Annotated in this window: 29 protein-coding genes; 16 read left to right on the top strand and 13 right to left on the bottom strand. The window is 55.6% G+C overall.

Annotated features, from left to right (window positions below):
• The first annotated feature begins 33 nt into the window (after nt 1-33).
• From proC to OSB_RS11720, 3 genes are read left to right on the top strand one after another with little or no spacing between them, the layout of a single operon-like run.
• A complete protein-coding gene (gene proC, locus OSB_RS11730) occupies nt 34-846 on the top strand; it encodes a pyrroline-5-carboxylate reductase (protein WP_049835182.1) in 813 nt (270 codons plus the stop codon).
• Nucleotides 843-1178, top strand: coding sequence for a tRNA-binding protein (locus tag OSB_RS11725; RefSeq protein WP_049835181.1), 336 nt, complete (start codon nt 843-845; stop codon nt 1176-1178). The genes proC and OSB_RS11725 overlap by 4 nt, the downstream gene beginning before the upstream one ends.
• The gene (locus OSB_RS11720; RefSeq protein ID WP_049835180.1) at nt 1172-2122 is read left to right on the top strand and encodes a 2-hydroxyacid dehydrogenase; all 951 of its coding nucleotides are present in this window, start codon (nt 1172-1174) and stop codon (nt 2120-2122) included. Before OSB_RS11725 ends, OSB_RS11720 begins: the two co-directional genes overlap by 7 nt.
• A 50-nt stretch (nt 2123-2172) precedes the next feature.
• Here OSB_RS11720 and OSB_RS11715 read toward each other — a convergent pair whose 3' ends face one another.
• Nucleotides 2173-2598: a hypothetical protein gene (locus OSB_RS11715; RefSeq protein WP_049835179.1), complete on the bottom strand. Its 426-nt coding sequence runs from the start codon at nt 2596-2598 to the stop codon at nt 2173-2175.
• Entirely contained in the window at nt 2576-3172 is a 597-nt protein-coding gene (locus OSB_RS11710) for a thymidine kinase (protein WP_049835178.1), read from the bottom strand. Before OSB_RS11710 ends, OSB_RS11715 begins: the two co-directional genes overlap by 23 nt.
• Nucleotides 3173-3489: 317 nt before the next feature.
• Between OSB_RS11710 and OSB_RS11705 the strand changes: the two genes are divergently transcribed.
• The gene (locus OSB_RS11705; RefSeq protein WP_049835177.1) at nt 3490-3942 is read left to right on the top strand and encodes a phage regulatory CII family protein; all 453 of its coding nucleotides are present in this window, start codon (nt 3490-3492) and stop codon (nt 3940-3942) included.
• Nucleotides 3943-3958: 16 nt separating this feature from the next.
• Entirely contained in the window at nt 3959-4651 is a 693-nt protein-coding gene (gene arsH / locus OSB_RS11700; protein ID WP_200802543.1) for an arsenical resistance protein ArsH, read from the top strand.
• Nucleotides 4652-4742: 91 nt separating this feature from the next.
• Here arsH and OSB_RS11695 read toward each other — a convergent pair whose 3' ends face one another.
• Nucleotides 4743-5861, bottom strand: a complete 1119-nt coding sequence (locus OSB_RS11695; RefSeq protein ID WP_049835175.1) for a beta-ketoacyl-ACP synthase III — start codon at nt 5859-5861, stop codon at nt 4743-4745.
• Nucleotides 5862-6046: 185 nt separating this feature from the next.
• On the opposite strand from OSB_RS11695, the gene OSB_RS11690 reads away from it, so the two are divergent.
• Nucleotides 6047-6538, top strand: coding sequence for a BrnA antitoxin family protein (locus OSB_RS11690; RefSeq protein ID WP_049835174.1), 492 nt, complete (start codon nt 6047-6049; stop codon nt 6536-6538).
• A gap of 238 nt (nt 6539-6776) precedes the next feature.
• Here the strand turns inward: OSB_RS11690 and OSB_RS11685 are convergent, their stop codons facing one another.
• Nucleotides 6777-7466 (bottom strand): DUF3800 domain-containing protein, encoded by a 690-nt coding sequence (locus OSB_RS11685; protein WP_049835173.1) that lies wholly within the window; start codon nt 7464-7466, stop codon nt 6777-6779.
• 47 nt (nt 7467-7513) lie between these two features.
• The gene (gene carB, locus OSB_RS11680) at nt 7514-10954 is read right to left on the bottom strand and encodes a carbamoyl-phosphate synthase large subunit (protein ID WP_049835172.1); all 3441 of its coding nucleotides are present in this window, start codon (nt 10952-10954) and stop codon (nt 7514-7516) included.
• Nucleotides 10955-11128: 174 nt separating this feature from the next.
• Here carB and OSB_RS11675 point away from each other — a divergent pair, with 174 nt between their 5' ends.
• The 4 genes from OSB_RS11675 to OSB_RS11660 all read left to right on the top strand — a co-directional run bounded on the left by OSB_RS11675 (nt 11129) and on the right by OSB_RS11660 (nt 16186).
• Nucleotides 11129-11509 (top strand): DUF1761 domain-containing protein, encoded by a 381-nt coding sequence (locus OSB_RS11675; protein WP_049835171.1) that lies wholly within the window; start codon nt 11129-11131, stop codon nt 11507-11509.
• A gap of 111 nt (nt 11510-11620) precedes the next feature.
• A complete protein-coding gene (gene aspS / locus OSB_RS11670) occupies nt 11621-13474 on the top strand; it encodes an aspartate--tRNA ligase (RefSeq protein ID WP_049835170.1) in 1854 nt (617 codons plus the stop codon).
• Nucleotides 13475-13594: 120 nt separating this feature from the next.
• Entirely contained in the window at nt 13595-14974 is a 1380-nt protein-coding gene (locus OSB_RS11665; RefSeq protein WP_049835169.1) for a DUF1800 domain-containing protein, read from the top strand.
• A 3-nt stretch (nt 14975-14977) separates the two neighbouring features.
• Entirely contained in the window at nt 14978-16186 is a 1209-nt protein-coding gene (locus tag OSB_RS11660; RefSeq protein WP_049835168.1) for a DUF1501 domain-containing protein, read from the top strand.
• A 5-nt stretch (nt 16187-16191) separates the two neighbouring features.
• On the opposite strand, the gene OSB_RS11655 is transcribed toward OSB_RS11660, so the two are convergent.
• Nucleotides 16192-16380 (bottom strand): Flp family type IVb pilin, encoded by a 189-nt coding sequence (locus OSB_RS11655; protein ID WP_049835167.1) that lies wholly within the window; start codon nt 16378-16380, stop codon nt 16192-16194.
• A 111-nt stretch (nt 16381-16491) separates the two neighbouring features.
• Here OSB_RS11655 and OSB_RS11650 point away from each other — a divergent pair, with 111 nt between their 5' ends.
• Nucleotides 16492-17208 carry a GNAT family N-acetyltransferase gene (locus OSB_RS11650; RefSeq protein WP_049835166.1) on the top strand — a complete coding sequence of 239 codons (717 nt, stop codon included), beginning with the start codon at nt 16492-16494 and terminating at the stop codon, nt 17206-17208.
• Here the strand turns inward: OSB_RS11650 and OSB_RS11645 are convergent.
• Nucleotides 17205-17921: a response regulator gene (locus OSB_RS11645; protein WP_049835165.1), complete on the bottom strand. Its 717-nt coding sequence runs from the start codon at nt 17919-17921 to the stop codon at nt 17205-17207. The genes OSB_RS11650 and OSB_RS11645 overlap by 4 nt on opposite strands.
• Nucleotides 17922-18076: 155 nt before the next feature.
• On the opposite strand from OSB_RS11645, the gene mce reads away from it, so the two are divergent.
• Nucleotides 18077-18475, top strand: coding sequence for a methylmalonyl-CoA epimerase (mce, locus tag OSB_RS11640; protein WP_049835164.1), 399 nt, complete (start codon nt 18077-18079; stop codon nt 18473-18475).
• Nucleotides 18475-18762 carry a DUF1467 family protein gene (locus tag OSB_RS11635; RefSeq protein WP_049835163.1) on the top strand — a complete coding sequence of 96 codons (288 nt, stop codon included), beginning with the start codon at nt 18475-18477 and terminating at the stop codon, nt 18760-18762. The genes mce and OSB_RS11635 overlap by 1 nt, the downstream gene beginning before the upstream one ends.
• Here OSB_RS11635 and OSB_RS11630 read toward each other — a convergent pair.
• Both OSB_RS11630 and OSB_RS11625 read right to left on the bottom strand, forming a co-directional pair.
• On the bottom strand, nt 18752-19453 hold the full coding sequence (locus OSB_RS11630; protein WP_049835162.1) for an EI24 domain-containing protein: 702 nt from the start codon (nt 19451-19453) through the stop codon (nt 18752-18754). The genes OSB_RS11635 and OSB_RS11630 overlap by 11 nt on opposite strands.
• On the bottom strand, nt 19450-20028 hold the full coding sequence (locus OSB_RS11625; RefSeq protein ID WP_049836141.1) for a nitroreductase family protein: 579 nt from the start codon (nt 20026-20028) through the stop codon (nt 19450-19452). Before OSB_RS11625 ends, OSB_RS11630 begins: the two co-directional genes overlap by 4 nt.
• An 83-nt stretch (nt 20029-20111) precedes the next feature.
• Between OSB_RS11625 and OSB_RS11620 the strand changes: the two genes are divergently transcribed.
• The gene (locus OSB_RS11620; protein ID WP_049835161.1) at nt 20112-20453 is read left to right on the top strand and encodes a RidA family protein; all 342 of its coding nucleotides are present in this window, start codon (nt 20112-20114) and stop codon (nt 20451-20453) included.
• A gap of 97 nt (nt 20454-20550) precedes the next feature.
• Nucleotides 20551-21351 carry a hypothetical protein gene (locus OSB_RS11615; protein WP_049835160.1) on the top strand — a complete coding sequence of 267 codons (801 nt, stop codon included), beginning with the start codon at nt 20551-20553 and terminating at the stop codon, nt 21349-21351.
• Between the two features lie 2 nt (nt 21352-21353).
• Here OSB_RS11615 and OSB_RS11610 read toward each other — a convergent pair whose 3' ends face one another.
• Both OSB_RS11610 and OSB_RS11605 read right to left on the bottom strand, forming a co-directional pair.
• Nucleotides 21354-22454 (bottom strand): class II histone deacetylase, encoded by a 1101-nt coding sequence (locus OSB_RS11610; protein WP_049835159.1) that lies wholly within the window; start codon nt 22452-22454, stop codon nt 21354-21356.
• Between the two features lie 56 nt (nt 22455-22510).
• Nucleotides 22511-22747 carry a hypothetical protein gene (locus OSB_RS11605; protein ID WP_049835158.1) on the bottom strand — a complete coding sequence of 79 codons (237 nt, stop codon included), beginning with the start codon at nt 22745-22747 and terminating at the stop codon, nt 22511-22513.
• 146 nt (nt 22748-22893) lie between these two features.
• Here OSB_RS11605 and OSB_RS11600 point away from each other — a divergent pair, with 146 nt between their 5' ends.
• Nucleotides 22894-23637, top strand: coding sequence for a M48 family metallopeptidase (locus OSB_RS11600; protein WP_049835157.1), 744 nt, complete (start codon nt 22894-22896; stop codon nt 23635-23637).
• On the opposite strand, the gene OSB_RS11595 is transcribed toward OSB_RS11600, so the two are convergent.
• Both OSB_RS11595 and trhA read right to left on the bottom strand, forming a co-directional pair.
• On the bottom strand, nt 23634-23930 hold the full coding sequence (locus OSB_RS11595) for a CBU_0592 family membrane protein (RefSeq protein WP_234967378.1): 297 nt from the start codon (nt 23928-23930) through the stop codon (nt 23634-23636). The two genes, OSB_RS11600 and OSB_RS11595, sit on opposite strands and share 4 nt — an antisense overlap.
• Nucleotides 23931-24115: 185 nt before the next feature.
• Nucleotides 24116-24769: a PAQR family membrane homeostasis protein TrhA gene (gene trhA, locus OSB_RS11590; RefSeq protein ID WP_049835156.1), complete on the bottom strand. Its 654-nt coding sequence runs from the start codon at nt 24767-24769 to the stop codon at nt 24116-24118.
• Nucleotides 24770-24832 lie beyond the last annotated feature (63 nt).

Here is a 24832-nt window from a genome sequence, read left to right as displayed (position 1 = left end):
CCTACGATCCGCGCAAACAGGTGGGGGTTTTTCATGTCACTGGCATCAATCGAAACACACGGCATGGTTTTGCTGGGGTGCGGTAAAATGGGGTCCGCAATGTTGGCGGGCTGGTTGGCGAACGGGCTTTCGCCCTCTGCGGTTTGGGTGTTGGATCCGTATCCGTCCGAGTGGTTGAAAAGCACGGGCGTGCATATTAACGAAGGTGTGCCTGAGGTGCCCGCGGTTGCCTTGATCGCAGTTAAGCCACAGATGATGGGCGAGGCATTGCCGTCAATGAAGGCGTTAGGCAACGGTGAGACCGTGTTCTTGTCAGTTGCAGCGGGCACATCGATTGCCACGTTTGCTGATGCCCTCGGTGCGCAAAGCCCGATTATTCGCGCTATGCCAAACACACCTGCGGCCATCGGGCGCGGGATTACGGCGATTGTCGGCAATGAACATACCAGCGATGTGCAAATGGACCTCGCGGACGCGTTGCTAAGCGCGGTTGGTCAGGTCGTGCGTTTGGATGATGAGGACCAAATGGATGCGGTCACGGCTGTGTCTGGCTCCGGTCCGGCCTATGTGTTCCACCTTGTTGAAACACTCGCAGCGGCAGGGGAAGCCGAAGGGTTGCCAGCAGAATTGGCAATGAAATTGGCCAAGGCAACGGTTGGTGGTGCTGGGCAATTGGCCGAGGACGCAGAAGATGAACCCGAGCAATTGCGTATTAACGTGACCTCACCCAATGGTACGACCCAAGCAGCGCTTGAGGTCTTGATGGAGGCTGAAACCGGCTTTCCGAAATTGCTACGCCGCGCTGTAAAAGCCGCCGCAGATCGCAGTCGGGAGTTGGGGAAATGAGCGACATTACCTTTGACGATTTCATGAAGGTCGACATCCGCGTTGGTCGCGTGACCCGCGCAGAACCTTATCCAGAGGCCCGCAAACCCGCGATTAAGATGTGGGTAGATTTCGGAGATGAGATTGGCGAGCGTAAGACTTCGGCCCAAATTACCGACCACTACTCTCCTGACTCGCTTGTCGGGCGGCAAGTCATGGGCGTGATCAACTTTCCACCACGCCAGATCGGCAAGTTTATGTCCGAAGTCTTAATATTGGGCGCTTACGACGACACCGGCGTTGTCCTGATCGCACCGGATAAAGAAATCCCATTAGGAGCGCGAATGTGCTGAAGAAACTATTGATCACCCGCCCAATCGCGACCCCAGTTTTGGAACAAGCGCAAAAAACGTTCGATGTGACCCTGCATGAGGGCGGGGCGCTGTCCGTAGAGCAAGCAGCACTGGCATTGGCAGAGTATGACGCGATTTTGCCAACCTTAGGCGATGCATTCACGGCTGAAGCCTTTGGTGGTGACATTCGCTGCAAGATGATCGGGAACTTTGGCGTTGGCTATAACCATATCGATGCGGATGCTGCTGCGGCGGCGGACGTGATCGTGTCCAACACACCGGATGTCCTGACGGACGCAACCGCCGACATCGCCCTGACGTTGTTGTTGGCCACGGCGCGACGTGCGGGCGAGGGTGAACGTATGGTGCGCAGTGGCGCTTGGGGCGGTTTCGATGTTAAAGGACTACTTGGCACCCATGTTACCGGCAAAACGCTTGGCATCGTTGGGATGGGGCGGATCGGTCAGGCGATTGCAGAACGCTGCCACTACGGATTTGGGATGAAAGTGGTGTTCCACAACCGGTCCCCGAAATCGACGAAAGTTGCCGCACTGCAGTTGGATGACTTGAATGCCGTAATGACGGAGGCGGATTTCGTTGTCGTTGCGACCCCAGGGGGCGCAGAGACAATGAAACTGATTGATGCGGCTGCGATTGCGGCGATGAAGCCGACAGGCATTTTCATTAACATTTCTCGCGGCGAAGTCGTGGATGAGAACGCGTTGATCGATGCACTCGAGAAGGGTGCTATCGCTGGTGCCGGGCTTGATGTTTATGAGAACGAGCCGTTTGTGCCTGAACGTCTGCGTGCCATGGAAAACTGTGTTCTGCTGCCGCATCTTGGGTCAGCCACGCAAGAAACCCGTCAAGCGATGGGGCAAATGGCGCTTGATAACATCATTGTGTGGCGGGACGGCGGTAACCCACCGCAGCGGGTGAACTAGGCTGGCTTGGGCGTTTTGAGTATTTACGAGCCAAAGAAGGCGGGGGGTGGCTAGTTGGGACAGGTCGTGCCTTCGCCACTAGCGTAAGACCAATCGACTGAACAACCGTCGCTATCAAACCCGTAGAAGGCCGCGTTCTCGTCTTCTGTGGACATGAGGAGTGAGGGTTCGACTTGGACGCGCAACCAATTTGAAAGACCTGTTGGGGCGTGGCACCAGAAGAAATCTGACTGGTCTCTTACAGGCCAATCGCGCCGATTTGCTTCCTCGATAATGGTTTCGCGTGTCAGGCAAGTTTGCGTACTAAGTGAGGCTTTAAATTCGTCACGCGCGGCCAAATGCGCATCATCCATTCCTGAAAGTTTCCAAGAGGAGTCGCCTATGGTCCAAATGACGTAGGCGAAAGCCGCGGCGGCACAAATCGCAAGGCTGCAAAGTGCAATTAGGGTGATCTTAAACCAACGTGTCGTCGCCATCGTCCATCGCTTCGCGCCAATGACGGCGGCACAGGCTGACGTAGGACTCGTTGCCCCCAATCTGAACTTGATTGCCGCCGGTAACCACATCGCCATTCGCATCTTTGCGCACCACCATCGTGGCTTTTTTACCGCAAAAACAGATAGTCCTGACTTCGCGCATTTCATCAGCCAGCGCGAGAAGCGTTGCAGAGCCGGGGAATAGCTCTCCTTGGAAATCAACACGCAGACCGTATGCCATGACCGGAACGCCAAGGTCATCAACCGCGCGGGCAAGCTGCCAGACTTGATCGGAACTCAGGAACTGTGCCTCGTCGATAAACACGCAAGCGCAAGGGCCTTTGCCAAGGCGGCCCTCGATTTTGCGGAAAAGATCATCGCTGATGGAAAACGTATCTGCTGCTTCGCCAATCCCGATCCGACTGGCGATTCGTCCTTCGCCCGCGCGGTTGTCGAATTGCGCCGTAAGCAGGTAGGTCTGCATGCCGCGTTCGGCATAGTTATGCGCCGCTTGGAGCAAAACAGTCGATTTGCCAGCGTTCATCGTTGAGTAGTTGAAATAAAGTTTAGCCATGCGGCGGAAAATGAACCGCCATCGAGGGTGTTGCAAGCCTCGACAGCGGATCAATTCGTATGTTTCGCCCGTGAGTGGCGGGCTACAAAGAGCCCTTCGAAACAGTGGGCCAAGGGAACCGGGATACAAATGGCGAGCCACCTGTCCGTTGGATGGGGTCCGGGCCTTGGCCCTTCGACGTTGGGGACGCCGATCTCTGTGGTGTTCTGGTCTTCCCAAACGAACCCTACCGCTATATCTGTCAGGGATGGATAGGGTGGTTTATGGGAAAAGCATTGGGGCATTCCCCGCTTCCATCAGATAGAGGGACGACAAATATGTCTGGTATTGGCAGCTACTTGAAAAAGCACACTGAGGCTCTCGTGAAAGACGTTGGGATTGAGCCCGCGTGTGAATTGACGGGTAAATCAAAGGCAACGCTTGGGCGGTACTACTCGGATTCAGATGAACATTCTGACCGCTTTATGCCCGTAGACGCAGTGGCACAGTTGGAGGCTGCGGCGAGTTATCCGCATGTCACATCCGCACTGGCAGAGCTGCACGGGAGCATGTTGAACAAAGACACTGCCCCCAAGAATTCCGAAGGCGGAATTAATTCGGATGTTATTTCACTTAGCCAGCGGTTTGCGATGCTGATGGGTGAATATCAGCTCTCAATCGAGGACGGCGTTATCACCGTGAACGAGGCCAAGCGCCTGTTGCGTGAGACTGTTGAACTGCAAAAGGTGCTGGTTGATATGAAGCTCCACCTGGAAGATGAAAGTGGCTGAAGTAGACACGACTGATATGCCCAACATCGTTGTTGGGGTATTGAAAAGGCTGGATTTTTCGTCTCTTGTCGGCCCCGATGAACCAGATCATGCACCGCGCATTTTGTTGCTGTATGGTTCTGTTCGAGACACCAGTTATTCACGTGCAGCAGCTGAAGAAGGCGCGCGTGTTTTGCGTGCCCTCGGGTGCGAAACCAAAATGTTTGACCCGCGTGGGCTGCCCCTGCCTGATGACGCGCCAGCAGATCATCCGAAAGTTGCCGAACTGCGTGACTTGGTCATGTGGTCTGAGGGCATGGTTTGGTCATCGCCGGAACGTCACGGAGCTATGACGGGCATCATGAAATCGCAAATTGATTGGGTGCCGCTGGCGCCCATCGGAGGCATCCGCCCGACCCAAGGAAAAACGCTTGCCGTGATGCAGGTGTCTGGTGGGTCCCAGTCGTTCAACGCCGTGAACCAGATGCGAATTCTGGGCCGTTGGATGCGCATGGTGACGATCCCAAATCAATCTTCGGTTCCAATGGCATGGAAGGAATTTGAAGACGGACGCATGAAGCCATCGTCGCTCTACAACCGAATCGTCGACGTCATGGAAGAACTGGCGCGATTCACCGTAATGACGCGCGGACGCAAAGATATGTTGGTGGATCGCTATTCAGAGCGCGTTGAGACCCTCGAAGACGTTCATAAGCGCGTGAATGGCTAAGTTATTCTAAACAAAAGGAATAAATGGAATTCCGCAGGCGGATAGCACTGTTAGAGCCATAATTGCGATAAATACTTTCATTTTCATGCCCTTACGCGCGTTCGAGGATGACAGAACCGACAGAGTAACCAGCACCAAACGAACAGATCAACCCTATATCCCCTGGGTTAAGATCGGATGAATATTTCGAAAATGCGATGATGGACCCCGCCGAGGACGTGTTGGCGTAATCTTGCAGGATATTTGGTTGCTCATCCGCTTCCGGTTCGCGGCCCAAAACCTTTTTGCCGATGTAATCATTCATCGTTTTGTTGGCTTGGTGCAGCCAGAGGCGTTTAAGATCAGCCGCTTGAACGCCGCTATCGTTCAAATGCTCAGTGATGTGTTTGCTGACCATTGGAAGCACTTCTTTGAACACTTTGCGGCCATTCTGCATGAATTGCATGTCGCGGCGGTCTTCCATTTGGTCACGTGTGCGGCGCAAGAAGCCGTTGTTATTGCGGATATTATTCGAAAATTGCGTCGCCAGATTGGTGGACTTGATCTTGAAATGATCCCCTTGCAGGCCTTCGTCACGCTCGACCAAAACGGCGGTTGCAACGTCACCGAAGATGAAATGGCAGTCGCGATCACGCCATTCCAGATGGGCGGAACAAATCTCGGGGCAGACAACAAGCGCGCTTGAAATACTGCCAGCCTTGATCATGTCGGCGGCCATTTGGATGCCGAAGGTCGCGCTGGAACAGGCGACGTTCATGTCAAAGGCGAACCCTTTGATTTCCAGAAGGTCTTGAATTTCAACGGCAATTGCGGGGTAGGCGCGTTCGTGGTTGGAGGCCGCACAGATCACAGCATCAATATCATCGGCGGATTTTCCGGCCTGCACCATTGCCTGAAGTGACGCATCAACGGCCATCTCAGCCATCAAGCTCGGTTCATCATCTGCGCGATCCGGCAGCTTAGGGTGCATACGTGTTGGATCAAGAACGCCCGTTTTATCAAGCACATAGCGCCGTTCAATCCCTGAGGCGGCAAAGACAAACTCGCTGGAGGATTGGGGTTTCGCATCAACGGTCCCAGCGGCAATTGCATCGGCGTTTTCGGCATTAAACAGATCGGCGTAGGCGTTGAATGCGGCCACCAATTCGTCGTTTGTGATGGTGTGTTCGGGGGTGAAAACGCCGGTTCCGGTAATGGCTGCGCTGAACATCTTTAATCCCCTATTTACTGAGCAATCATAGGGGCCTAAGGGCGCAAAAAACGCAAGGGGAACGCTGCGTATAGAAACCGTATATATCGCGTATAGATTGCGTATAGCAGCGTGCAACGTTCGCTGGGGCAGGGATTTGTTGCGGATTTGGTCGCAGACTGGCGCCAAATCCGAGGAGTGACCCCATGCGCAAAGTTGAACCCGACAAGATGACCAAGACCGAGAAACTGCATTGGGGCTACGGCGTCGATGCGATGAAGATGATGGAACACGAGCTGCTGGGCTATCTACACGAATATTCCGCATTGCCGCGCGACTGGGACCGCATTTGGGAGGACAAAGACCGTCGCGACCCAAACCGCACGGCGATTTCAATCCGGCTGGATACGGATGTGGTGAAGTTCTTCAAAGGGCTTGGGACGGGATATCAGGCGCGGATCAACCGCGTGCTGCGCGCCTATATGCATTTCCGGCTGGCGAAACTGATCGAGGGGCCGGACACGTCGGATTATGTGCTGCGCCCTGAAAAGGTGCTGGAGAAGGCACGGCGCAAGCCGGAGTGGGGCGATACGGATCGGATGCTGGCTGAGGTGGGGAAACCGAAGGTGGCGAAGAGAAAGGCTTCGGGGAAACCGCGTAAGCGGGTGTTGAAGGGGACGGAGCGGCCTTTGATGTGATGGGGAGAAGGGGAGGTGAGGGGGACGTGAATTGAGAAAATTCTTGCAAACCACTTGTCCAAATTTACTTAAATTTTGTGAAGCGAACGTACTGAACGTATCAAGCGGTTAGTTGACAAGTCGCTTGGTGCATACTACCTTCTGATTGTTGCGGTAAGTCCTAGAGCCAACGTCTGAATAGATAAGCTATGTGTGTCATAGCCGTTTCTAGGGTCGTAACACAAAAAAGCCTGCCTTTTTAGGCGGGCTTTTTTGTGTAGAAGTGATCGGTAATACTGCAGTTCGGATAGATGATCTTGCAGAACTGATCATCTCCATGTTCGAAATGGCGAAACATCCCCCAAGAAATGAAATCAACCGCCTGAAGACCCAACCATTTTTCGGAGTTCTCATGTGAGATTGTAAAGCCGGCAGCGTGAGCGTTGTCAGCGATCACCTTAGTTTGAAGGTAGCCGTCGAATGGCATATGTGCGTGCGTCTCCTTGTTACGTTGGTCTACTATCAGTTGCAGACCATCCTCCGGGTACTTTTCAGCAAGTTTACAGAAAAGCCGAGCGGCAAAGAAGTTGTAGGCGATTCCATAGGGTGCGGTTCGAAGGTTCTCACTCAAGCGGTCCTTTTCAACACAAATGTAGTTTGGGTGTGTGTCACAGGAGAGGATTCGGCGAATAATCCGCTGGAGGTTTTCTTCTCGATGATCTGAGATTTCTGATGGAATTTGTTCATTCAAATGTGAACGGAACAACGAAGCCCCCTTGATCTCAACATCCCTTGGCCAGCCAAGATCGTGGAGACGCTTCTTTTCTTTACGCAACGCGTTCTTCAACCGCTTGGGCTGTCTCGCTTCAATAATTGCTATTAGAAACCTTTTACTCGACCTTTTAGAAAAGCCAAGTTCCCCAGATTCGTCTAAGAAAAATTCCCGCACCGCATTCCACCAAAAAATTCAATCTTTGGTTGAGTATCAAACAAGTATCACCCCTGCAACGCCCGCACTTTAACATCCCCTTCAACCTTCGCCTTCATCGCCAGCGCTGCTGCGTGCGAACCGGAGAGGGTCGTGTAGTAGGGGATGCGGTCGTTTAGGGCGACGGCGCGGATGGAGCGGCTGTCTTCTACCGCGGCGGTGCCTTCAGTTGAGTTGAAGACCAGTGCGATTTCGCCGTCTTTCAACAGGTCGGCGACGGTGCGGCCGCCCTCATAGACTTTGTTCACCACGTCGGCTTTGATGCCTTGCTCAGCCAGCCAAGCGGCGGTGCCGCGGGTGGCGCAGATGGTCATGCCGAGGTCGGTGACGATCTGAGCGGTCTCAACCAGTTGTTGGTTTTTGTCGGTGTCTTTGATGGAAAAGAACACGGTGCCTTTGGTCGGCAGGTCAACGCCCGCGCCCATCTGCGCCTTGAGGAAAGCGCGATCAAAGCTGCGCGCCCAGCCCATGACTTCGCCGGTTGAGCGCATTTCTGGCCCCAAGATTGTGTCGACACCGGGGAAGCGGTTGAACGGCAGCACGGCCTCTTTCACGGAGAACCACGGTGTTTTCGGATCGGCCAAGGTGAACGGGTTGCCCAGCGGCATGGTGTCCATCGGGTCGGCGGCGGCGGCGTAGGGCGCGCGCATCGGGAAGTTTGTCAGCGGCTCACCTGCCATGAGGCGCGCGGCGATGGAGGCGATGGCGGAGTCGGTGGCTTTGGCGACGAAGGGAACCGTGCGGGATGCGCGGGGGTTCACTTCGATCAGGAAGACCTCTTCTACGCCTTGATCGTTGGCTTTGACGGCGAACTGGATGTTCATCAGGCCGACGACCTTAAGGGCCAAGGCCAGCGCGTTGGTTTGGCGTTTGATTTCTTCGATGATGTCGTCGGACAGGGTGTGTGGCGGCAGGGAGCAGGCAGAGTCGCCTGAGTGAACGCCGGCTTCTTCGATGTGCTGCATGATGCCTGCGACGTGGGTGTTTGTGCCGTCAGAGAGGCAGTCGACGTCGACCTCAACCGCGCCGGACAGGTAGCTGTCGAGCAGGACGGGGCTGTCACCAGAGACGACCACAGCCGTTGAGATGTAGCGTTCAAGCTGGGACATGTCGCGCACGATTTCCATGGCGCGGCCACCGAGAACGTAGGACGGGCGGATGACCAGCGGGAAGCCGATGCTTTCAGCGATTTCAAGGGCTTGCGCGTCTGTGGAGGCGATGCCGTTCTTTGGCTGAAGCAGGCCGAGGTCGTTGACGAGAGCTTGGAAACGCTCGCGGTCTTCGGCCCAGTCAATGCTGTCGGGTGAGGTGCCGAGGATCGGGATGCCTTCGTCTTGTAGGGCTTGCGCGATCTTCAGCGGGGTCTGGCCGCCGAACTGCACGACGACGCCGTGCAGGGTGCCGTTTTCTTGCTCAACCCGCAGGACTTCCATGACGGATTCAAACGTCAGCGGTTCGAAGTACAAGCGATCCGAGGTGTCGTAGTCGGTGGACACAGTTTCGGGGTTGCAGTTGATCATGATGGTTTCGTAGCCCTGATCGGTAAGGGCGTAGCAGGCGTGACAGCAGCAGTAGTCAAATTCGATGCCTTGGCCGATGCGGTTTGGACCGCCGCCCAAGATCACGACCTTCTTGCGGTCAGACGGGCGGGCTTCGCATTCGACTTCGCCCATCATTGGGGCTTCGTAAGTGGAATACATGTAAGGCGTTTGCGCTTCGAATTCGGCGGCGCAGGTGTCGATGCGTTTGAACACGGCTTTGACGCCGAGGTTCAGGCGTGCGCGGCGCACGTTGTCTTCATCGCGGCCAGTCAGTGTAGCTAGACGTGCGTCGGAGAAGCCGAGCATCTTGAGCTGGCGAAGACCGTCTTCGTTTGTCGGCAGGCCGACCTTCTTAACCACAGTTTCGGCGTCGATGATTTCGCGGATACGTTCGAGGAACCATGGATCGAACGCGGTGACGTTCTGGATTTCATCATCGGATAGGCCGTGACGCATGGCTTGAGCGATGACGCGGATACGGTCTGGTGTTTGTTTGGCGAGCGCCTTGGTGATGGCGGCTTTGTCTGGTGCGCCCTCAATTTCAATATCGTCAAACCCTGTGAGGCCCGTTTCCATAGACGCGAGGGCCTTTTGCATGGATTCGTGGAAGGTCCGGCCAATGGCCATAGCTTCGCCGACGGATTTCATCGCCGTAGTGAGGTAGGGTTCTGAGCCCGGGAATTTTTCAAATGCAAAGCGCGGGATCTTGGTGACGACGTAGTCGATGGATGGTTCGAACGATGCAGGTGTGACGCCTGTGATGTCGTTGTCGAGTTCGTCCAGTGTGAAGCCAACGGCCAGTTTCGCCGCGATCTTGGCGATCGGGAAACCTGTGGCCTTGGATGCCAGCGCGGAGGAGCGGGACACGCGAGGGTTCATTTCAATCACGACCATACGGCCATCAGCCGGGTTCACGGCCCATTGAACGTTGGAACCACCTGTTTCGACGCCGATTTCGCGCAGCACGTTAATAGAGTGCGTGCGCATCAGTTGGTATTCTTTGTCGGTCAATGTGAGGGCAGGGGCGACAGTAATAGAGTCGCCTGTGTGAACGCCCATCGGGTCCACGTTCTCAATTGAGCACACAATAATGGCGTTATCGGCTGTGTCGCGCACAACTTCCATTTCGTATTCTTTCCAACCAAGCAGTGATTGGTCGACGAGAATTTGCGCAACGGGGGACGCTTCCATGCCTGTGCGGCAGAAGTGTTCGTATTCTTCGCGGTTGTACGCCACGCCGCCGCCTGTACCACCCATCGTAAAGGCGGGGCGAATGATCGCGGGTAGGCCGATTTCTTCGAGTGCGTCCATCGCGATGGCAATACCGGCAGGAATGTCGAATTTGTCGGTGATGCGTGGGGCAGTTTTGTCTTTCGTCGGGGCGGTCACGATCGTCGCCTTCGGGTTTTCGATGCCAAGGCGATCCATGGCTTCGCGGAACAGTTGGCGATCTTCGGCCATTTCAATGGCTTCGCGTTTCGCGCCGATCATTTCAACGCCAGCGACTTCGAGAATGGATTTGTCGGCGGCGTCTGCGCCGAATTCTTTCAGAACGGCGTCCAGCTCAGCGCCTTCAAAGAGCTGCGAGATTGTCATTTCATCTGCGGCGAGGGCTGTGTTCAGGCCCGTTTGCCCGCCCATCGTTGGCAGCAACGCATCGGGGCGTTCCTTGAGGATGATCTTGGCAACAACGGCTGGCGTGATGGGTTCGATGTAGGTTGCATCGGCCAGGCCAGGGTCTGTCATGATCGTCGCAGGGTTGGAGTTCACCAGAACCACACGGTAGCCTTCTTCGCGCAATGCTTTACAGGCTTGGGCGCCGGAGTAATCGAATTCGCAGGCTTGCCCGATAACAATAGGGCCCGCTCCAATAATCATGATCGATTGGATATCGGTTCTCTTTGGCATGGCAGCGCCCCCTAATTTTGCAAATTGTCCTGCGTTTAGGGAGTCTCGCGGCAGGGTGCAAGCGGATTTGGCGGGAAAAATGACGGGGTTTTTGCGGCACGCGTGTTAAACTTTTGGATCAATTGAAAAATGGGCTAATGTAACCCCATCTGAGATGGAAAAGAGGGTTCAGACATGGGAATGATTTTAGCGAATACGAGCTGGTTGGCGGTGATCGTCAGCCTCGTTTTGTGCATGGGGCTGGGGTTTGCTTGGTACAATCCAAAGTCGCCGACAGGGCAAATCTGGATGAAGGGCGCAGGTGTGACTGAGGACAGCCCGCCTGTTGATATGGGATTGGCAATGGGGATGAACACCCTTGGGCTGTTTCTGGCGGCGATATTCGTTGGCGGGGTCGGGTTCTCGGCGTCAATCCTTGCGATTTTGGCGTATGGGGCATTGAACACGGCGGGTGGTTTGTTTGCGGGCAAGTCGGTGAACGTCGGCTTGATGCACACCGGCTATTGGTTGGTCGGAGCGATCATAATCACACTCGTTCACGCCATTCTTGGGTGATCTGACGCAAGAAACAGGCGGTGCCCCTTAAAAGACGGGGCGCTGCTCTTGACTTAGCGCGTTCAAAGGGGTGTATCGGGCCGACCGTTTGACCCGTTAAGGACCTATATTATGCACGCCTATCGCAGCCACTCATGCGCCGAATTGAACAAGGATAACGTGGGCGAAAACGTCCGTTTGTCCGGCTGGGTGCATCGCATTCGTGACCACGGCGGGTTGTTGTTCATCGATTTGCGCGACCATTACGGTATCACGCAGGTGATGGCTGACCCTGATAGCCCTGTGTTCAAGGACATCGAAAAGGTCCGTTCCGAGTGGTGTATCCGCATTGATGGCAACGTCATGGCGCGCGATGAAAGCCTTGTGAACGACAAGCTGCCAACGGGTGAGATTGAGGTGTTCATTCGTGACATCGAAGTTTTGGGCGCTGCGAACGAGCTGCCTTTGATGGTGTTTGGCGATCAGGAATACCCTGAAGATACGCGCCTGAAGTACCGCTACCTCGACCTGCGTCGCGAAAAGATGCAAGACAACATGAAGCTGCGTTCCGACGTTGTGTCGTCTATGCGCAAGCGGATGTGGGACAAAGGTTTCCGCGAATTCCAAACGCCGATCATCACAGCATCGTCCCCTGAGGGCGCACGTGACTTCTTAGTGCCGTCACGCTTGCACCCGGGCAAGTTCTACGCGCTGCCGCAGGCGCCACAGCAGTTCAAGCAGCTGATTATGGTGTCGGGCTACGACAAGTATTTCCAGATCGCGCCGTGTTTCCGTGATGAAGACCCGCGTGCGGATCGCTCGCCCACCGATTTCTACCAGTTGGATTTGGAGATGAGCTTTGTTGAGCAGCAGGACGTTTTCGACACGATCCAGCCGGTTATCACAGGCATTTTTGAGGAGTTTGGCAAAGGCCGTAAGGTTGACCAAACGTGGGAACAGATTTCCTACCGTGATGCCGCGCTTTGGTATGGTTCTGATAAGCCTGACCTTCGCAACCCGATCAAAATGCAGGTTGTTTCCGAGCACTTCAAAGATTCCGGTTTCGCGATCTTCGCTAAGTTGTTGGAGCAAGAGGGCACAGAAGTGCGTGCAATTCCGGCACCAACTGGTGGCGGGCGTAAATTCTGTGACCGCATGAACGTATTCGCGCAAAAAGAAGGACTGCCTGGAATGGGCTATATCTTCTGGCGCAAACAGTCAGCGGATAGCATCGCGCAAGAGCGCGGGATTACCGTTAAAGAAGTGAACGCGCTGATCAAATCCGGTGAGATTGTACTGGGTGATGAAGCAGCTGGCCCATTGGCGAAAAACATCGGCCCTGAGCGCACGGAAGCGATCCGTCAGCAGTTGGGCCTTGGTGTTGGTGATGCGGCGTTCTTCCTTGGCGGCAAGCCGAAGGCGTTTGAATCTGTTGCTGGTAAGGCGCGTCAGGTTATCGGCGATGAGCTGGGCCTGACAGACACGAACCGTTTTGCATTTGCATGGATCGTTGATTTCCCAATCTACGAACGCGATGAAGAAACCGGCAAAGTCGACTTTGAACACAACCCGTTCTCTATGCCGCAGGGCGGAATGGCAGCGCTGGATGGCGACCCTGAGGATGTGCTGGGTTACCAATATGACCTTGCTTGCAACGGTTATGAGCTGGTGTCTGGTGCGATCCGGAACCACCGCCCTGAAATCATGTTCAAGGCGTTTGAAATTGCAGGCTACGGCAAGGACGAAGTCGAAAAGCGTTTTGGCGGCATGGTTAACGCGTTCCAATACGGTGCTCCGCCACACGGTGGTTGTGCGGCTGGTGTTGACCGGATTGTTATGCTGCTCGCGGATGCGGACAACCTGCGCGATGTCATCATGTTCCCGATGAACCAGCGTGCGGAAGACGTCATGATGGGCGCGCCGAACCTGCCGATGAACGAACAATTGCGCGAGTTGAGCCTGCGGGTCGTTCCGCAAGAAAGCTAAACCACGCGAAATAGTGACTGATGGGCGGGGCAATTCCCCGCCCATTTTCGTTTTGAGCGCAGGACACGGGTTGATTGCGCGTATAAACTGCACAAATTGATCCCGTAGGAGGAGCTATTCGTGCCGTTTGACCCAACCATTGCAGCGATCCGTTTTGGTATGGGGCTGTCCCCGACAATTGCGCCACCAAATTCCGTTGCGGATATGCTGGGGATTCTGGCCGGGCCTGACACGATTGCGGCCGAAGTACCGATCCCGACTTACACTGACGTATACCCGTCGCCTTTGGATTATAGGCAAGCAACACGGGGCCTGCGCCAAGCACAGGGGACGGATGCGGAGGAGGCGGCAGATCAACACCGCCGTCAGGTTCGTGAAGATGGCCATGAGTTGTTGCTGACACATGTCAGATCGGAAATGACCCGCGCGGCCCATACGCAAGACGGGTTTCGCGAGCGTCTTACGCGGTTCTGGGCCGACCATTTTACGGCCCGCCCAACCAAGGGCATTGATCGGCATTTGGTATCTCCGTACATCGAAGAGGCCATTCGCCCGAACGTGACCGGTCGTTTTTCAGATATGTTGGTGGCCGTTGTCGGTAGCCCGATGATGATCTGGTTTCTGGATCAGCATCAGTCGATGGGGCCAAATTCGCAGGCGGCCCGTGGTGGAAACAGGGGGCTGAACGAGAACCTCGCGCGGGAAATTCTTGAACTGCACACGCTTGGGGTCGGTGGGGCATATCAGCAAATAGACGTTCGCGAATTGGCTAAGCTTTTGACAGGGGTTTCTGCGAGCGCAGACCAAGGTGGATACTTTAGACCAAGTCATGCGGAACCCGGGGCTGAGCGAGTTTTGGGCATTGAATATGGTGGAGGTGAGCCTTCAATCGAGGATGTGAACGCTGGATTACGCGGCATTGCAATGCATCCCGATACGGCGCGTCATCTAGCGCGAAAGCTGGTGGTACATTTCATAGCGCCGACGCCAGATGCGGATCTAGTTGAGGCGATGGCAACGCGATATTTGGAAAACGGCGGCATCCTAATGGGGATGTACGAGGTGATGCTGGCGCATGAGGCGGCATGGGCGATCGGGGCACTAAAGGTTAAGCAACCGTTTGATTTTATTGCATCATCCGTGCGGGCGCTGGGCGTGTCGCGCGAAGATATTTTTGCGTCAGAAAGATCGTTCATTCGCGGCGCTGTGCAAAGGCCCATGACGGTGATGGGACAGACGTGGCAGCGCCCAGTGGGTCCGGATGGTTGGCCTGAAGAGGAAGAAAACTGGATCACGCCGCAGGGCATGGCGGGGCGCATTACATGGTCGATGCAGGTGCCGGGACGACTGTTGGATCGGCTGCCTGACCCGCGGGAGTTTGTGTTCACGGCACTTGGCCCGACGCCGCCCGAAGCGGTAGTATTTGCTGCAAATGCGGCTGAAACTGTGAGCGACGGGGTTGGCCTTGTGCTGGCCTCCGCCGCGTTCCAGAGGAGATGAGGGATGGATCGTAGAAACTTCCTGATTGGTGGTGCCGCGTTAGGGTGTTCTGCTGCGGCGTCACCGTTTGTGACGCCTGTCGCGATGGCGGCGGCACCTTGGGACGCGCGCTTGGTTGTGATCATTTTGCGCGGCGCGATGGATGGGGTGGATGTAATCCAGCCCTACGGTGATCCTGCATTGGCGGGGCTAAGGCCGACCTTGTTTACCGGAAAAGCAGCTGATCTTGATGGATTTTACGCGCTGCATCCATCCTTTGAACCGCTGCGCCCCCTTTGGAATGCGGGCGAGTTTGGAGCTGTACATGCGGTGTCCACGCCTTATCGCGACAAGCGTAGCCATTTTGACGGGCAGGACATTCTGGAGGCCGGATTACCGGACCTTTCAGGTGGGGGGCTGCGAGATGGCTGGTTAAACCGTATGTTACAGGTGGTACCGGGGCTCGAGCCTGAAGTGGCGTTCGCGATTGGGCGTGAGCAGATGTTGGTACTATCAGGGGACGCACCCGCGTCGCGCTGGTCACCGGATGCGCGACTGACGATTTCACCGAATGCGCGGGCTTTGTTGAATGTTGTCCATCACGATGACCCGCTGTTTCGGGATGCATCCGATGATGCGATCGCCATTGCTGAGCAGATCTCGCTTGAGGCGGATTTGGCGGAAGAAACCGAAGCAATGATGGCCGAAAGCCCGATGATGGAGGCCGTTTCGCGAGGGGGCGAGCATGTGAAGATCGCTGAATTTGCGGCTTCGCGCCTGCGGGCGGACACGCGGATCGCGTCATTTTCGATCAATGGGTGGGATACCCATGCGCGTCAAAGCAATGGAATGAAGAACGGGGCACGGGCGCTGACGGATACGATTTTGACGCTGAAGGCAGGGCTTGGTTCTGCGTGGGACAAGACTGCTGTGCTGTGTTTGACAGAATTCGGGCGCACGGCGCGCGAAAACGGCAGCAGCGGAACGGATCACGGCACAGGCGGTGCGATGCTTTATGCTGGCGGTGCGCTTCGCGGTGGTCAGGTGATCGGGGATTGGCCGGGATTGGGTGAAAGCGACCTATATGCTGGTCGCGATTTGCTACCAACGCGGGATGTGCGCGCGTATTTGGCTTGGGTGATGCGGGGGCTTATCGGGCTTGATCAAGCGGTACTTGAGCAAGCAATCTTTCCAGGTCTCGAACTTGGTCCGAACCCTGGTTTGGTGCGTTAGGGCGCTTATACGCCTGTGTTTGGCTCGATCGTCTCGATGATGGCGTTCGTGTCTTCGGCCAATGATTGTGCTGGCTGACCAACGGTTGCCATAACAGCTGCGCCCAACAAAACGAGGCCGGCGGTCAACACCATCCAGTCAATCGTTGTGTTACCGTCTTCTTCAGTCCAAAATTTCTTAACAAAGCGTTCCATTGCGCTATTTCCTCTTGCTGCCTCAACTCGTTCTGGGAACTCTATGACGAGCAATTGGGGCAGCTTTCTGCCCGACCTGCGGCGGGCGTGAGGGCATTTGGAGGAATTGTAATGGATAAAGAAGCGCGGCCTATCGGGCCTTTCGTGGCGTTTGAAGGTGCTGAATTTCCAACTGGGCAGACCTTGGTTGGTCGCCATGTTCGCATGGAAAAGATCAATGTTGAACGGCACGGATCTGGGCTTTGGGCGCAGATGGCGGGTGCGGATCAGTTGTGGGATTACCTGTTTGAGGAAGCTCCAATCGACGAAGCGGAGTTCCTTGCAGGGTTGCGCATTACCGTCGCGCGCGACGATTGGAGCGGTTATGCGGTGTGCCTGCCGGATGGATCGCCCGTGGGGTATGCATTTCACCTCAACATTGTGCCTCAGATGGGCACGATTGAAGTCGGCAACATCAATTTTTCACCTACATTGCAAAGAACCCCTGCCGCGACAGAAGCGATGTTTTTGATGATGCAACATGTCTTCGCTCTTGGATACCGGCGGTATGAGTGGAAGTGCAACGCGTTGAACGCACCGTCCCGACGTGCTGCACAACGGTTGGGGTTCTCTTGGGAAGGTATTTTCCGTCAGCATTTGGTTGTTAAGGGGCGCAACCGTGACACGGCGTGGTTGGCGATGACAGATGGCGAATGGCCCGCATTAGAGGCGGCGTTTCAGACGTGGTTGTCGCCCGACAACTTCGATGGAAACGGACACCAACGCCAAACATTGCGTGCGTTGACGACGCCGTGCCGTGTTGCGTCTGATCCGAACCAAGCGACCTAGATAGGGCTGGTTCGCGCGATCCGGTCTTGCACCATTGCTGCGACGCGGGCGACTTGGGATTGCAGGGCCGCGTCGGATGTTTGCAGATTGGCCAAAGCATCCATTTCACGCTCAAGCGGGGCGTCATCAACGCTGCGGGCGATGCCACCTAAAAACTGCGTCAGATAACGTAAGGATCGATGATCCGTTGCGTCTTCCAGCACAATCGCGGCCGCTTCGAGGTCATCACGCAGAGCGACCTCATCCGGGACGATGACCTCATCGTTGAGGGCGCGTAGACCTTTGGGCTGGCGGTCGGCGGGGAGGTGTTCAAGGACTTTGGACTGGAAGTACCCGATGCTTGAAACAGGCTTGGCCATAAACCCGTCAGCGCCGGCTTTGATCGCGAGGCGTTCACCATCGGGATCACCAGAAGTTCCGAACACAACTTCAACACGGCTCGCCCCTTGGGTGAGGTCGCGAATGAGGTCAACGCCTGAACCATCCGGCAAGCCAAGGTCGATAATCACCACGGCAGGGCGATAAACGGCGAGGTGGCGCTGCGCGTGATGCAGGCTGTCGGCGCGTCTGATCCGTGCGCCAGATCGCAGGCAAAGCAGGCGCATCGCCTCGGATGCAAAACGACTGTCTTCAACGACAAGGACGGTTAGCCCCAACAAAGGGCGCGCCGCGGTTGGCGGGCGGGTCTGCATAAAGTCATCCAAGCTGTCCATGATCGGTCCCCCGTTACGTGTTTCGACTCACTAGACGACATGTTGGTGAATCTTAGGTTAATGGAGCCGCCGCCGCGCCCGCGACATGCTGTACGTTGCACGCATGCACGCCATGGCCGATAAGACAGACAAATTAATAGAGAACAGGTGTGGATATGATCGGACGTTTGAACCATGTGGCCATTGCGGTGCCAGACCTTGAAGCCGCATGTGCGCAGTATCGCGGTGCTTTGGGCGCCAACGTGGGTGAGCCGCAGGATGAGCCTGACCACGGGGTAACGGTTGTCTTTATTGAGCTGCCCAACACCAAGATCGAATTCTTGTACCCGTTGGGCGACAACAGCCCGATTGCTGGATTCCTTGAGAAAAACCCAGCAGGGGGCATTCACCATATTTGTTATGAGGTCGAGGACATCGAAGTCGCGCGTGACAAGCTGTTGGCTGAGGGCGCGCGCGTTTTGGGCGACATCAAGATCGGTGCACACAACAAGCCTGTGCTGTTCTTGCACCCGAAAGACTTTAACGGCTGCCTCGTTGAACTGGAGCAGGTCTGATGGGTATTACATCAGCCATCGTTTTGTTTGCCGTGGTGTGGTTCATGACGCTTTTCGTTGTGTTGCCGCTGCGGATGAAAACCCAAGGTGAGGTGGGGGACGTCGTTCCCGGTACGCACACGTCCGCGCCTGCTGACGCGCAGATCGGGCGCAAGGCACGTATCACGACCTATTTCGCGATCCCAATCTGGGCGGTTTTGGTTGCGATCATCCTGTCGGGCTGGATTTCGGTACGTGACTTGGACTGGTTTGAGCGCATGGGCCCACCGAGCAGCACTAGCGAGTAACGCTTCGCGCCGCGATGCGGTGATAGAGATGTGTGAAGGTGGCCGCACCCAAGATCGGGATGAACAGGTTCATCAACGGAATGACCAGTGGAATTGCCATCAACACCCCTGCCATCCAGATTTCTGCACGGTGTGCGCGCGCCATTTGCTTGGCCCGCACACGCCCTTCGCGACGTAGTGCGGCGACCGTGAAATACTCGCGCCCAAGCAGATACCCATTCAGTAAAAAGAATATTGGCACTGCAAAGAACGGCAAGAAACCATAGGCGATAATAGCCAAAAGGTTTGCGCCAATCAAAAAACCAAAGAATGTAATCGTGTCGATGATCGCCTCTGAGAACGGAACTTTGGGGGCAGGCATGAGGTCAGGGTAGTGCTTGGCCTCAACCGCGTCAGCCACATCTTCGAGGAAGAAGGACGTTATCGCGGAAGCAACGGGGATCATCAGGAAGATCGACGCTAGGATAATGACGCCAAGTCCGCCCCAACCAAGCAATGAGCCGATCCAAGTGACTTCACCGACAAAGGGTAGCGTGATTGGGCCGGCGGTGAAGTTGCCAACCAACGCCAGCCATGCGGCGTATACCCCAACAAGCAGCGCAACCGTTAACCCGAGCCCAAGAAATAGAACACGACGAAAGGCGCGGTCGTCCATTTGACCGAGGGCCTTAAGGAAGTCGGTAAAAATCATTCTGAAACCCAAACGACCTTTTGCGAAAGGTCAGGGCGTGGGCGTTCCGGTGGGGCGCTGGTTTCAGTGCCCAAATGAATGAGGCCGGCAATGCGTTCATGGGGTTCAAGACCAAGTCCGTCTTTGCAAAACACAGCGTCATGGGATGCCCAGCCGGACAGCCAATTTGCGCCCCATCCCGCAGCAAGGGCTGCATTCAGAAGGGACAAACAGACGGCACCGGAGGAATAGGTTTGCTCAATCTGAGGGACCTTTTCGGACGCGACAGGGCTGTCGACAACCACAACCGCGAGGTCCGCATCGCGGTATTGCGCCACGGCTTTGTCGAGCTTATCTTCGGGGATTTCGAGGGCAGCGGCCCGTGCGGGGATCATTGCGGCGAGGCGTGTGAGCGCAGGTTTTTCCAGCACGATAAAGCGCCAAGGTTCCAGTTTGCCGTGATCGGGCGTGCGTGCAGCAGCCGTCAGCAGAACCTCAAGCGTGGCGCGGTCCGGCACGGGGGCGCGAAGGGTTTTGGCAGGGCGCGAACGGCGGGTTAGCAGAAAGTCGAGGGCGGCTTGGTTACGATCAGGCATGGGTGTCTCCAGTGATGTGCCAAACAGATAGTTGTTTGGGGTGCGCTCTGCTAGGTCAGGGAGGAACATCAAAGGAAAAATCCATGATTGAACGTATTGAAACCGGTGAACGCTCAAGCAAGATCGTGAAACATAATGGGGTCGTTTACCTGACGGGGCAGGTGGCCGAGGGCGACACGATCCAAGAGCAGGTTCAGACCTGCCTTGATAAGATTGACGCGCTGTTGATTCAGGCGGGGTCTTCACGCGAACAGATGCTGCGGGTCACAGTATGGCTGGCGGATATGGACGACTTCGCAGGCCTCAACGAGGTTTGGAATGCATGGGTTCCCACGGGCCACGCCCCTGCGCGCGCTTGCGTAAATGCGAAACTGGCACGCGATGTGCTGAAGGTCGAATTTATGGTCGATGCCGCGTATGAGTGACGCGCCCTAGGGTTGATTTGCTTTGGTCGCATTGCAACCTTAATTTATTGCGACTTTAGGAATACGCAAAAAGCAAAGACGTTGAGTAAGGGGTAGCATGGACGATTTACCAAAGACACTTGGTGAAAAGTTAACGGTAAAGGTTCCGCAAGTTCCCGTCGAAAAGGACGGCTGGATGGCCCATGTTGCGCATCTAGTCGCCAATGTTTTCGTGTTGAGTGGCCTGACTGTTTTGCCATTGTTATGGGCACAAAATCAGGCCCTTGGGACATGGCTTGGTCCTGTCTTCTTGGGATTGATTGCGCTTTGGGCATTCATTGCGTGGGTTGGACCGCGAGTGTCTGTTCAACGTTTCAAACCCATCAAACCCGCCGCGAAACATTTCCTTTTGGCGGGGGATCAGCACGGGTTCATCGGGAAGCTAGAACTCGATGCCAAGACCGTCCTGTTTGACGGCAGCAACCTTTATCATTTCGGGTTGGAGAATGGGCTTGGTGCGCAACCTGTTCGCTTGCTGGCCAAGCAATTGCGATCGGAAGGATATCGGATCGTTTGTTTCTTTGATGCCAATATCTTTTACACATTGATCGAAAACGGAGATTACCCAGCGGGTCAGATTCATGAACTGAATGGGTTGCTCGCCGTGTTCGGGATTTCTGCAGGTGAAACCTATGTCGTGCCGAGCGGCGTTCAGGCGGACAATTACATCCTGAGCAGTCTTAAACACCTGCCCAAGTCATTCGCCGTCAGCAATGATCAGTTTCGTGACTATGCAAAGACCTACGGCGAACAGATGAAGGGCAGTTTGTGGCGCAAAGGGGTGAGTGTGAAGGGGAATGAAATTAGGTTGAAGCAACACAAATTCAAAACACCGCTGCACCTGAAGCAGGCGGCCTAGCGTTAAAGCGCTGCCAGCATTTCGTCTAATACCCCATCCACAAATCGATCAAACGCCGCGTTCGGTTGGCGTAGTGGAAAAACTTCACCGAACGGATCGGGCGCAGTGATGTCGCTGCCCGCCATTTCAGCTAAGACGTGATGCCCGCAGAACGGCACATAGACCTCGGAATAACCGCCTTCATGGGCCATCATCAATCTGCCACCACAAAGGTCTTGCGCCAGTGCTTTCACCTGCTGTGTCATCACTTGGAACGTTTCTGCTGTGGCGAGCATACGCCCGAGCGGGTCAATCGCCGCCGCGTCATAGCCGCAAGCAATGACAATCACATCTGGGTTGAAGGCGCGAATTTGCGGCAACACGATGCGCTCCATCGTGGCGATGTAGCCGATATGGCCGGTTCCAGGAGGCAGCGGTATGTTGAGGTTGAAACCCTTACCAGCGCCGCGGCCGCGATCTGCAAAATCGCCGGTATCCATTGGGTAATTGCGCTCTTGGTGCATGGAAATGGTCAGCACATTGGGGTCTTCATAAAAGATCGCCTCGGTTCCGTTACCGTGGTGAACATCCCAATCCAGCACGACCACGCGTTCAACCAACCCCTTGGCGCGCGCAGATTGAATGGCGAGGGCAAGATTGGCAAACAGGCAAAAACCGTTGGGATAGTCGGGCAGGCAGTGATGCCCCGGCGGGCGCGACAGGGCATAGGCATTGTCCACCTCGCTGCGCAACACGGCCTCAAGTGCGGCGATAGATAGCCCCGCAGACAGCGCCGCCATTTCATAGCCACCTGGCCCAAAGGGGGTGCGTCGTCCCAATTCGCCGCCGCCTGCGTCTGACGTCGCTTTGAACGTGTCGAGGTAGGACGCCGGATGAACGCGCAACAGATCCTCGCGCGTGGCCTCGGGTGCGTGGCGCAGGTCAAGTTCACGCGCCAAGCCCGTCACATCCATCAGGTTCATCAAACGCCGCTTGCTTTCAGGGCTTTCGGGCAAGCCGCCACTGGCCATGGGCTGCACCAACCCGCCAACCGGAAGCATGCCCGCGAAATTCCCGCCACCATGCCAAAAGCACCGCTCGTCCCAGAAAAATCCTGTGCTCATGTCCTGATCCTCTTCCCGCTTCTTTGGCTCTTAAATACTCAAATTCCGATCTGCGCCTATTCGTCCTTGCGTAAACGATAGGCCCCTTCTGGCAAATCAAGTGCATGGGACAGGTCGCGCAATTGCTCCATCGACAGGGTCACGACCACTGGCATGTCTGTGCGTGGGTCGATCTGGGTGACGGTGACGCAATCCGCAAAGGCAGAAATGATGACATCTTCGCGCAGTGGCGCGTCGCCGTCATCCACCAAGGTGACAACCGTTGCGTCAAATTCGTGTTCGATTGTAAACATTTGGACCCCGTTCTTTGCCCTACACTGAAGGCGCTGATCTATGGGCGTCAAGGGCGCTTCATCGCTTACATCTTCGTGAAGGGGCTGGCGGGCAGGTGGTTCCCTGTTAGATTACGCGCAACAAGGCGCGAAAAGGGAACGCTGATATGCAGGTATTTAAAGTCTTGGCTGTCGTCGCGTTTGCATTGGCTGGCTGTGATGTCGTGGAGCAACCCAACGTTAGCCCCGTTAGCGTGCCCGCAGCGGACACACCCATCGCTGTAGCCGCTCCGAACACGCCTTTCGAAATTCCGCGTACTGAGCGTGGCATTGCGCGTGCCTTTATTGAGGTGGTCGAACGGGTTGAACCCATTGCCGAGCGTGAATGCCGTAATCGGTCTCGTGGGTTGAACTGTGATTTCTTGATTGTTGTAGATGACCGCCCAAACCAGCCAGCAAATGCGTTTCAAACCGTAAATGAAGATGGGCGTCCTATCATCGCTTTCACGCTCGCGTTGATTGAAGATGCGCGCAACCGCGATGAGATTGCGTTTGTCATGGCCCATGAAGCCGCGCACCATATTGAAGACCATCTCGGCCAGCAGCGCCAGATTGCAACACTGGGTGCAGTGGTGTTTGGCCAGCTCGCAGGCGTGACGGGCGGCGGTGATGAAGCGATCCGCACCGCACAAGAACTTGGCGCCGCGGTGGGCGCGCGTACTTATTCCAAAGATTTCGAGCTAGAGGCGGACCGCCTTGGGACCATTATTGCGGCACGTGCAGGGTATGATCCTGTGCGCGGCGCAGATTTCTTTTTCCGTGTCCCTGATCCCGGCGACCAATTCCTTGGCACCCATCCGCCAAACGCCGAACGGGTGCAGGCTGTGTTGCAAACTGCGGCAGGGCTTTAAGCGGGTTTTACCGACAGCGCGCCACCCTTTGAGGCGCGAACACGTACGATGATCGCGGCGACAGAAATGCCGATCCAAAACAGCTGGATCAAAGCGGATGCGAGATTGAATGAAAACGTCATCCCAATCAGCACCATGCTGGCGGCCACAAGATTGATGGCGAAATAGCTTTTGCAATGGGACGTGACGCGGTGAAATGTGAGCATCGTGTAATTCAGGACATATAGCCCGAAGCCAAACACACCGACGGCGTCAAATAAGGCTGGAGGCATGTTGGCAATCGTTTCAAACATTATCTTATCCTTTGAATATATGGGGTCGTGAAAAAGCGGCCTCGTGGTCGGGTCGAAAATATTGACCCTGAAAAAGCAGCTAAAAATAAGCTGATCGAAAATATCGATATGGAGAGACTAAGCGCAGGCGTGCCTTACGTCAGGTCAGCAAATCCATACGGTCAGGATTTCCAGACTATGTCGGGCTAGGTGGTCGGCAAAACGCCAAGCGCGATGGCGATGCAAAAGCAGACCGAGGCGGTCAAGACCAGCCCGTGCCAGATCGCGTTTTGGAAGCGCAGCCCGTCTATGCTGAAAATAAACGCGCCGAGGGAATAGACCAAGCCACCGACAATGATGAAGGAAAGGGTTGCCCCTGACACAAGAGGAACCAGCGAGGTCAGTAGCGCCACGCTCAGCCAGCCAAGCCCCAGATAAAGCCCAACGCCCCAGCGCGTTGGTCGCCCCCAAAAGAACAATTTGGCGACGGCACCAAAGGTGGCCAACACCCAAACAATGCCGAGGATTCCGTAGGCAAATGCGGTACCGATCAGCACGACAAGCGGTGTGTATGTGCCTGCGATTTTCAGGTAAATCGCTGCGTGGTCGATGCGGCGCAATAGGTGGCGTGGGCCTTCCCAAGGTGTGAAATGATAGAGCGCCGAGGCCACATATGAGCCGATCAAAGTCGCGCCATAGATGCTGAGCCCGACAACGGTTCCAAGACTTGCTTCACCGCTTGCCCAAAGGATCAAAAAGATTGTCGCGGTGATCGCAAAGGCGATCCCGAAGGCATGCATAATGGCATCTGCGATCCGCTCGGCGCGGGTGAACTGGGGGTATGGGTCAACGGGTGTCATAAAGCCAATGTAGGCGGCTATTCGTGAATGGCAGGTTATGCCGTTGCGTCACGGTGCCAAAAG

It is taken from the genome of Octadecabacter temperatus, from assembly GCF_001187845.1.
In the GTDB taxonomy this organism is placed as follows: Bacteria; Pseudomonadota; Alphaproteobacteria; order Rhodobacterales; family Rhodobacteraceae; genus Octadecabacter; species Octadecabacter temperatus.
The sequence above is the reverse complement of the archived record's forward strand: the minus strand, read 5'-3'. Positions and strand labels throughout refer to the sequence as shown.

Coding starts and splice junctions, on each gene's coding strand:
- proC (WP_049835182.1), top strand. CDS start 34: ATGTCACTGGCATCAATCGAAACACACGGCATGGTTTTGCTGGGGTGC.
- OSB_RS11725 (WP_049835181.1), top strand. CDS start 843: ATGAGCGACATTACCTTTGACGATTTCATGAAGGTCGACATCCGCGTT.
- OSB_RS11715 (WP_049835179.1), bottom strand. CDS start 2,598: ATGGCGACGACACGTTGGTTTAAGATCACCCTAATTGCACTTTGCAGC.
- OSB_RS11710 (WP_049835178.1), bottom strand. CDS start 3,172: ATGGCTAAACTTTATTTCAACTACTCAACGATGAACGCTGGCAAATCG.
- OSB_RS11705 (WP_049835177.1), top strand. CDS start 3,490: ATGTCTGGTATTGGCAGCTACTTGAAAAAGCACACTGAGGCTCTCGTG.
- arsH (WP_200802543.1), top strand. CDS start 3,959: ATGCCCAACATCGTTGTTGGGGTATTGAAAAGGCTGGATTTTTCGTCT.
- OSB_RS11695 (WP_049835175.1), bottom strand. CDS start 5,861: ATGTTCAGCGCAGCCATTACCGGAACCGGCGTTTTCACCCCCGAACAC.
- OSB_RS11690 (WP_049835174.1), top strand. CDS start 6,047: ATGCGCAAAGTTGAACCCGACAAGATGACCAAGACCGAGAAACTGCAT.
- carB (WP_049835172.1), bottom strand. CDS start 10,954: ATGCCAAAGAGAACCGATATCCAATCGATCATGATTATTGGAGCGGGC.
- OSB_RS11675 (WP_049835171.1), top strand. CDS start 11,129: ATGGGAATGATTTTAGCGAATACGAGCTGGTTGGCGGTGATCGTCAGC.
- aspS (WP_049835170.1), top strand. CDS start 11,621: ATGCACGCCTATCGCAGCCACTCATGCGCCGAATTGAACAAGGATAAC.
- OSB_RS11660 (WP_049835168.1), top strand. CDS start 14,978: ATGGATCGTAGAAACTTCCTGATTGGTGGTGCCGCGTTAGGGTGTTCT.
- OSB_RS11655 (WP_049835167.1), bottom strand. CDS start 16,380: ATGGAACGCTTTGTTAAGAAATTTTGGACTGAAGAAGACGGTAACACA.
- OSB_RS11650 (WP_049835166.1), top strand. CDS start 16,492: ATGGATAAAGAAGCGCGGCCTATCGGGCCTTTCGTGGCGTTTGAAGGT.
- OSB_RS11645 (WP_049835165.1), bottom strand. CDS start 17,921: ATGGACAGCTTGGATGACTTTATGCAGACCCGCCCGCCAACCGCGGCG.
- mce (WP_049835164.1), top strand. CDS start 18,077: ATGATCGGACGTTTGAACCATGTGGCCATTGCGGTGCCAGACCTTGAA.
- OSB_RS11635 (WP_049835163.1), top strand. CDS start 18,475: ATGGGTATTACATCAGCCATCGTTTTGTTTGCCGTGGTGTGGTTCATG.
- OSB_RS11630 (WP_049835162.1), bottom strand. CDS start 19,453: ATGATTTTTACCGACTTCCTTAAGGCCCTCGGTCAAATGGACGACCGC.
- OSB_RS11625 (WP_049836141.1), bottom strand. CDS start 20,028: ATGCCTGATCGTAACCAAGCCGCCCTCGACTTTCTGCTAACCCGCCGT.
- OSB_RS11620 (WP_049835161.1), top strand. CDS start 20,112: ATGATTGAACGTATTGAAACCGGTGAACGCTCAAGCAAGATCGTGAAA.
- OSB_RS11615 (WP_049835160.1), top strand. CDS start 20,551: ATGGACGATTTACCAAAGACACTTGGTGAAAAGTTAACGGTAAAGGTT.
- OSB_RS11610 (WP_049835159.1), bottom strand. CDS start 22,454: ATGAGCACAGGATTTTTCTGGGACGAGCGGTGCTTTTGGCATGGTGGC.
- OSB_RS11605 (WP_049835158.1), bottom strand. CDS start 22,747: ATGTTTACAATCGAACACGAATTTGACGCAACGGTTGTCACCTTGGTG.
- OSB_RS11600 (WP_049835157.1), top strand. CDS start 22,894: ATGCAGGTATTTAAAGTCTTGGCTGTCGTCGCGTTTGCATTGGCTGGC.
- OSB_RS11595 (WP_234967378.1), bottom strand. CDS start 23,930: ATGTTTGAAACGATTGCCAACATGCCTCCAGCCTTATTTGACGCCGTC.
- trhA (WP_049835156.1), bottom strand. CDS start 24,769: ATGACACCCGTTGACCCATACCCCCAGTTCACCCGCGCCGAGCGGATC.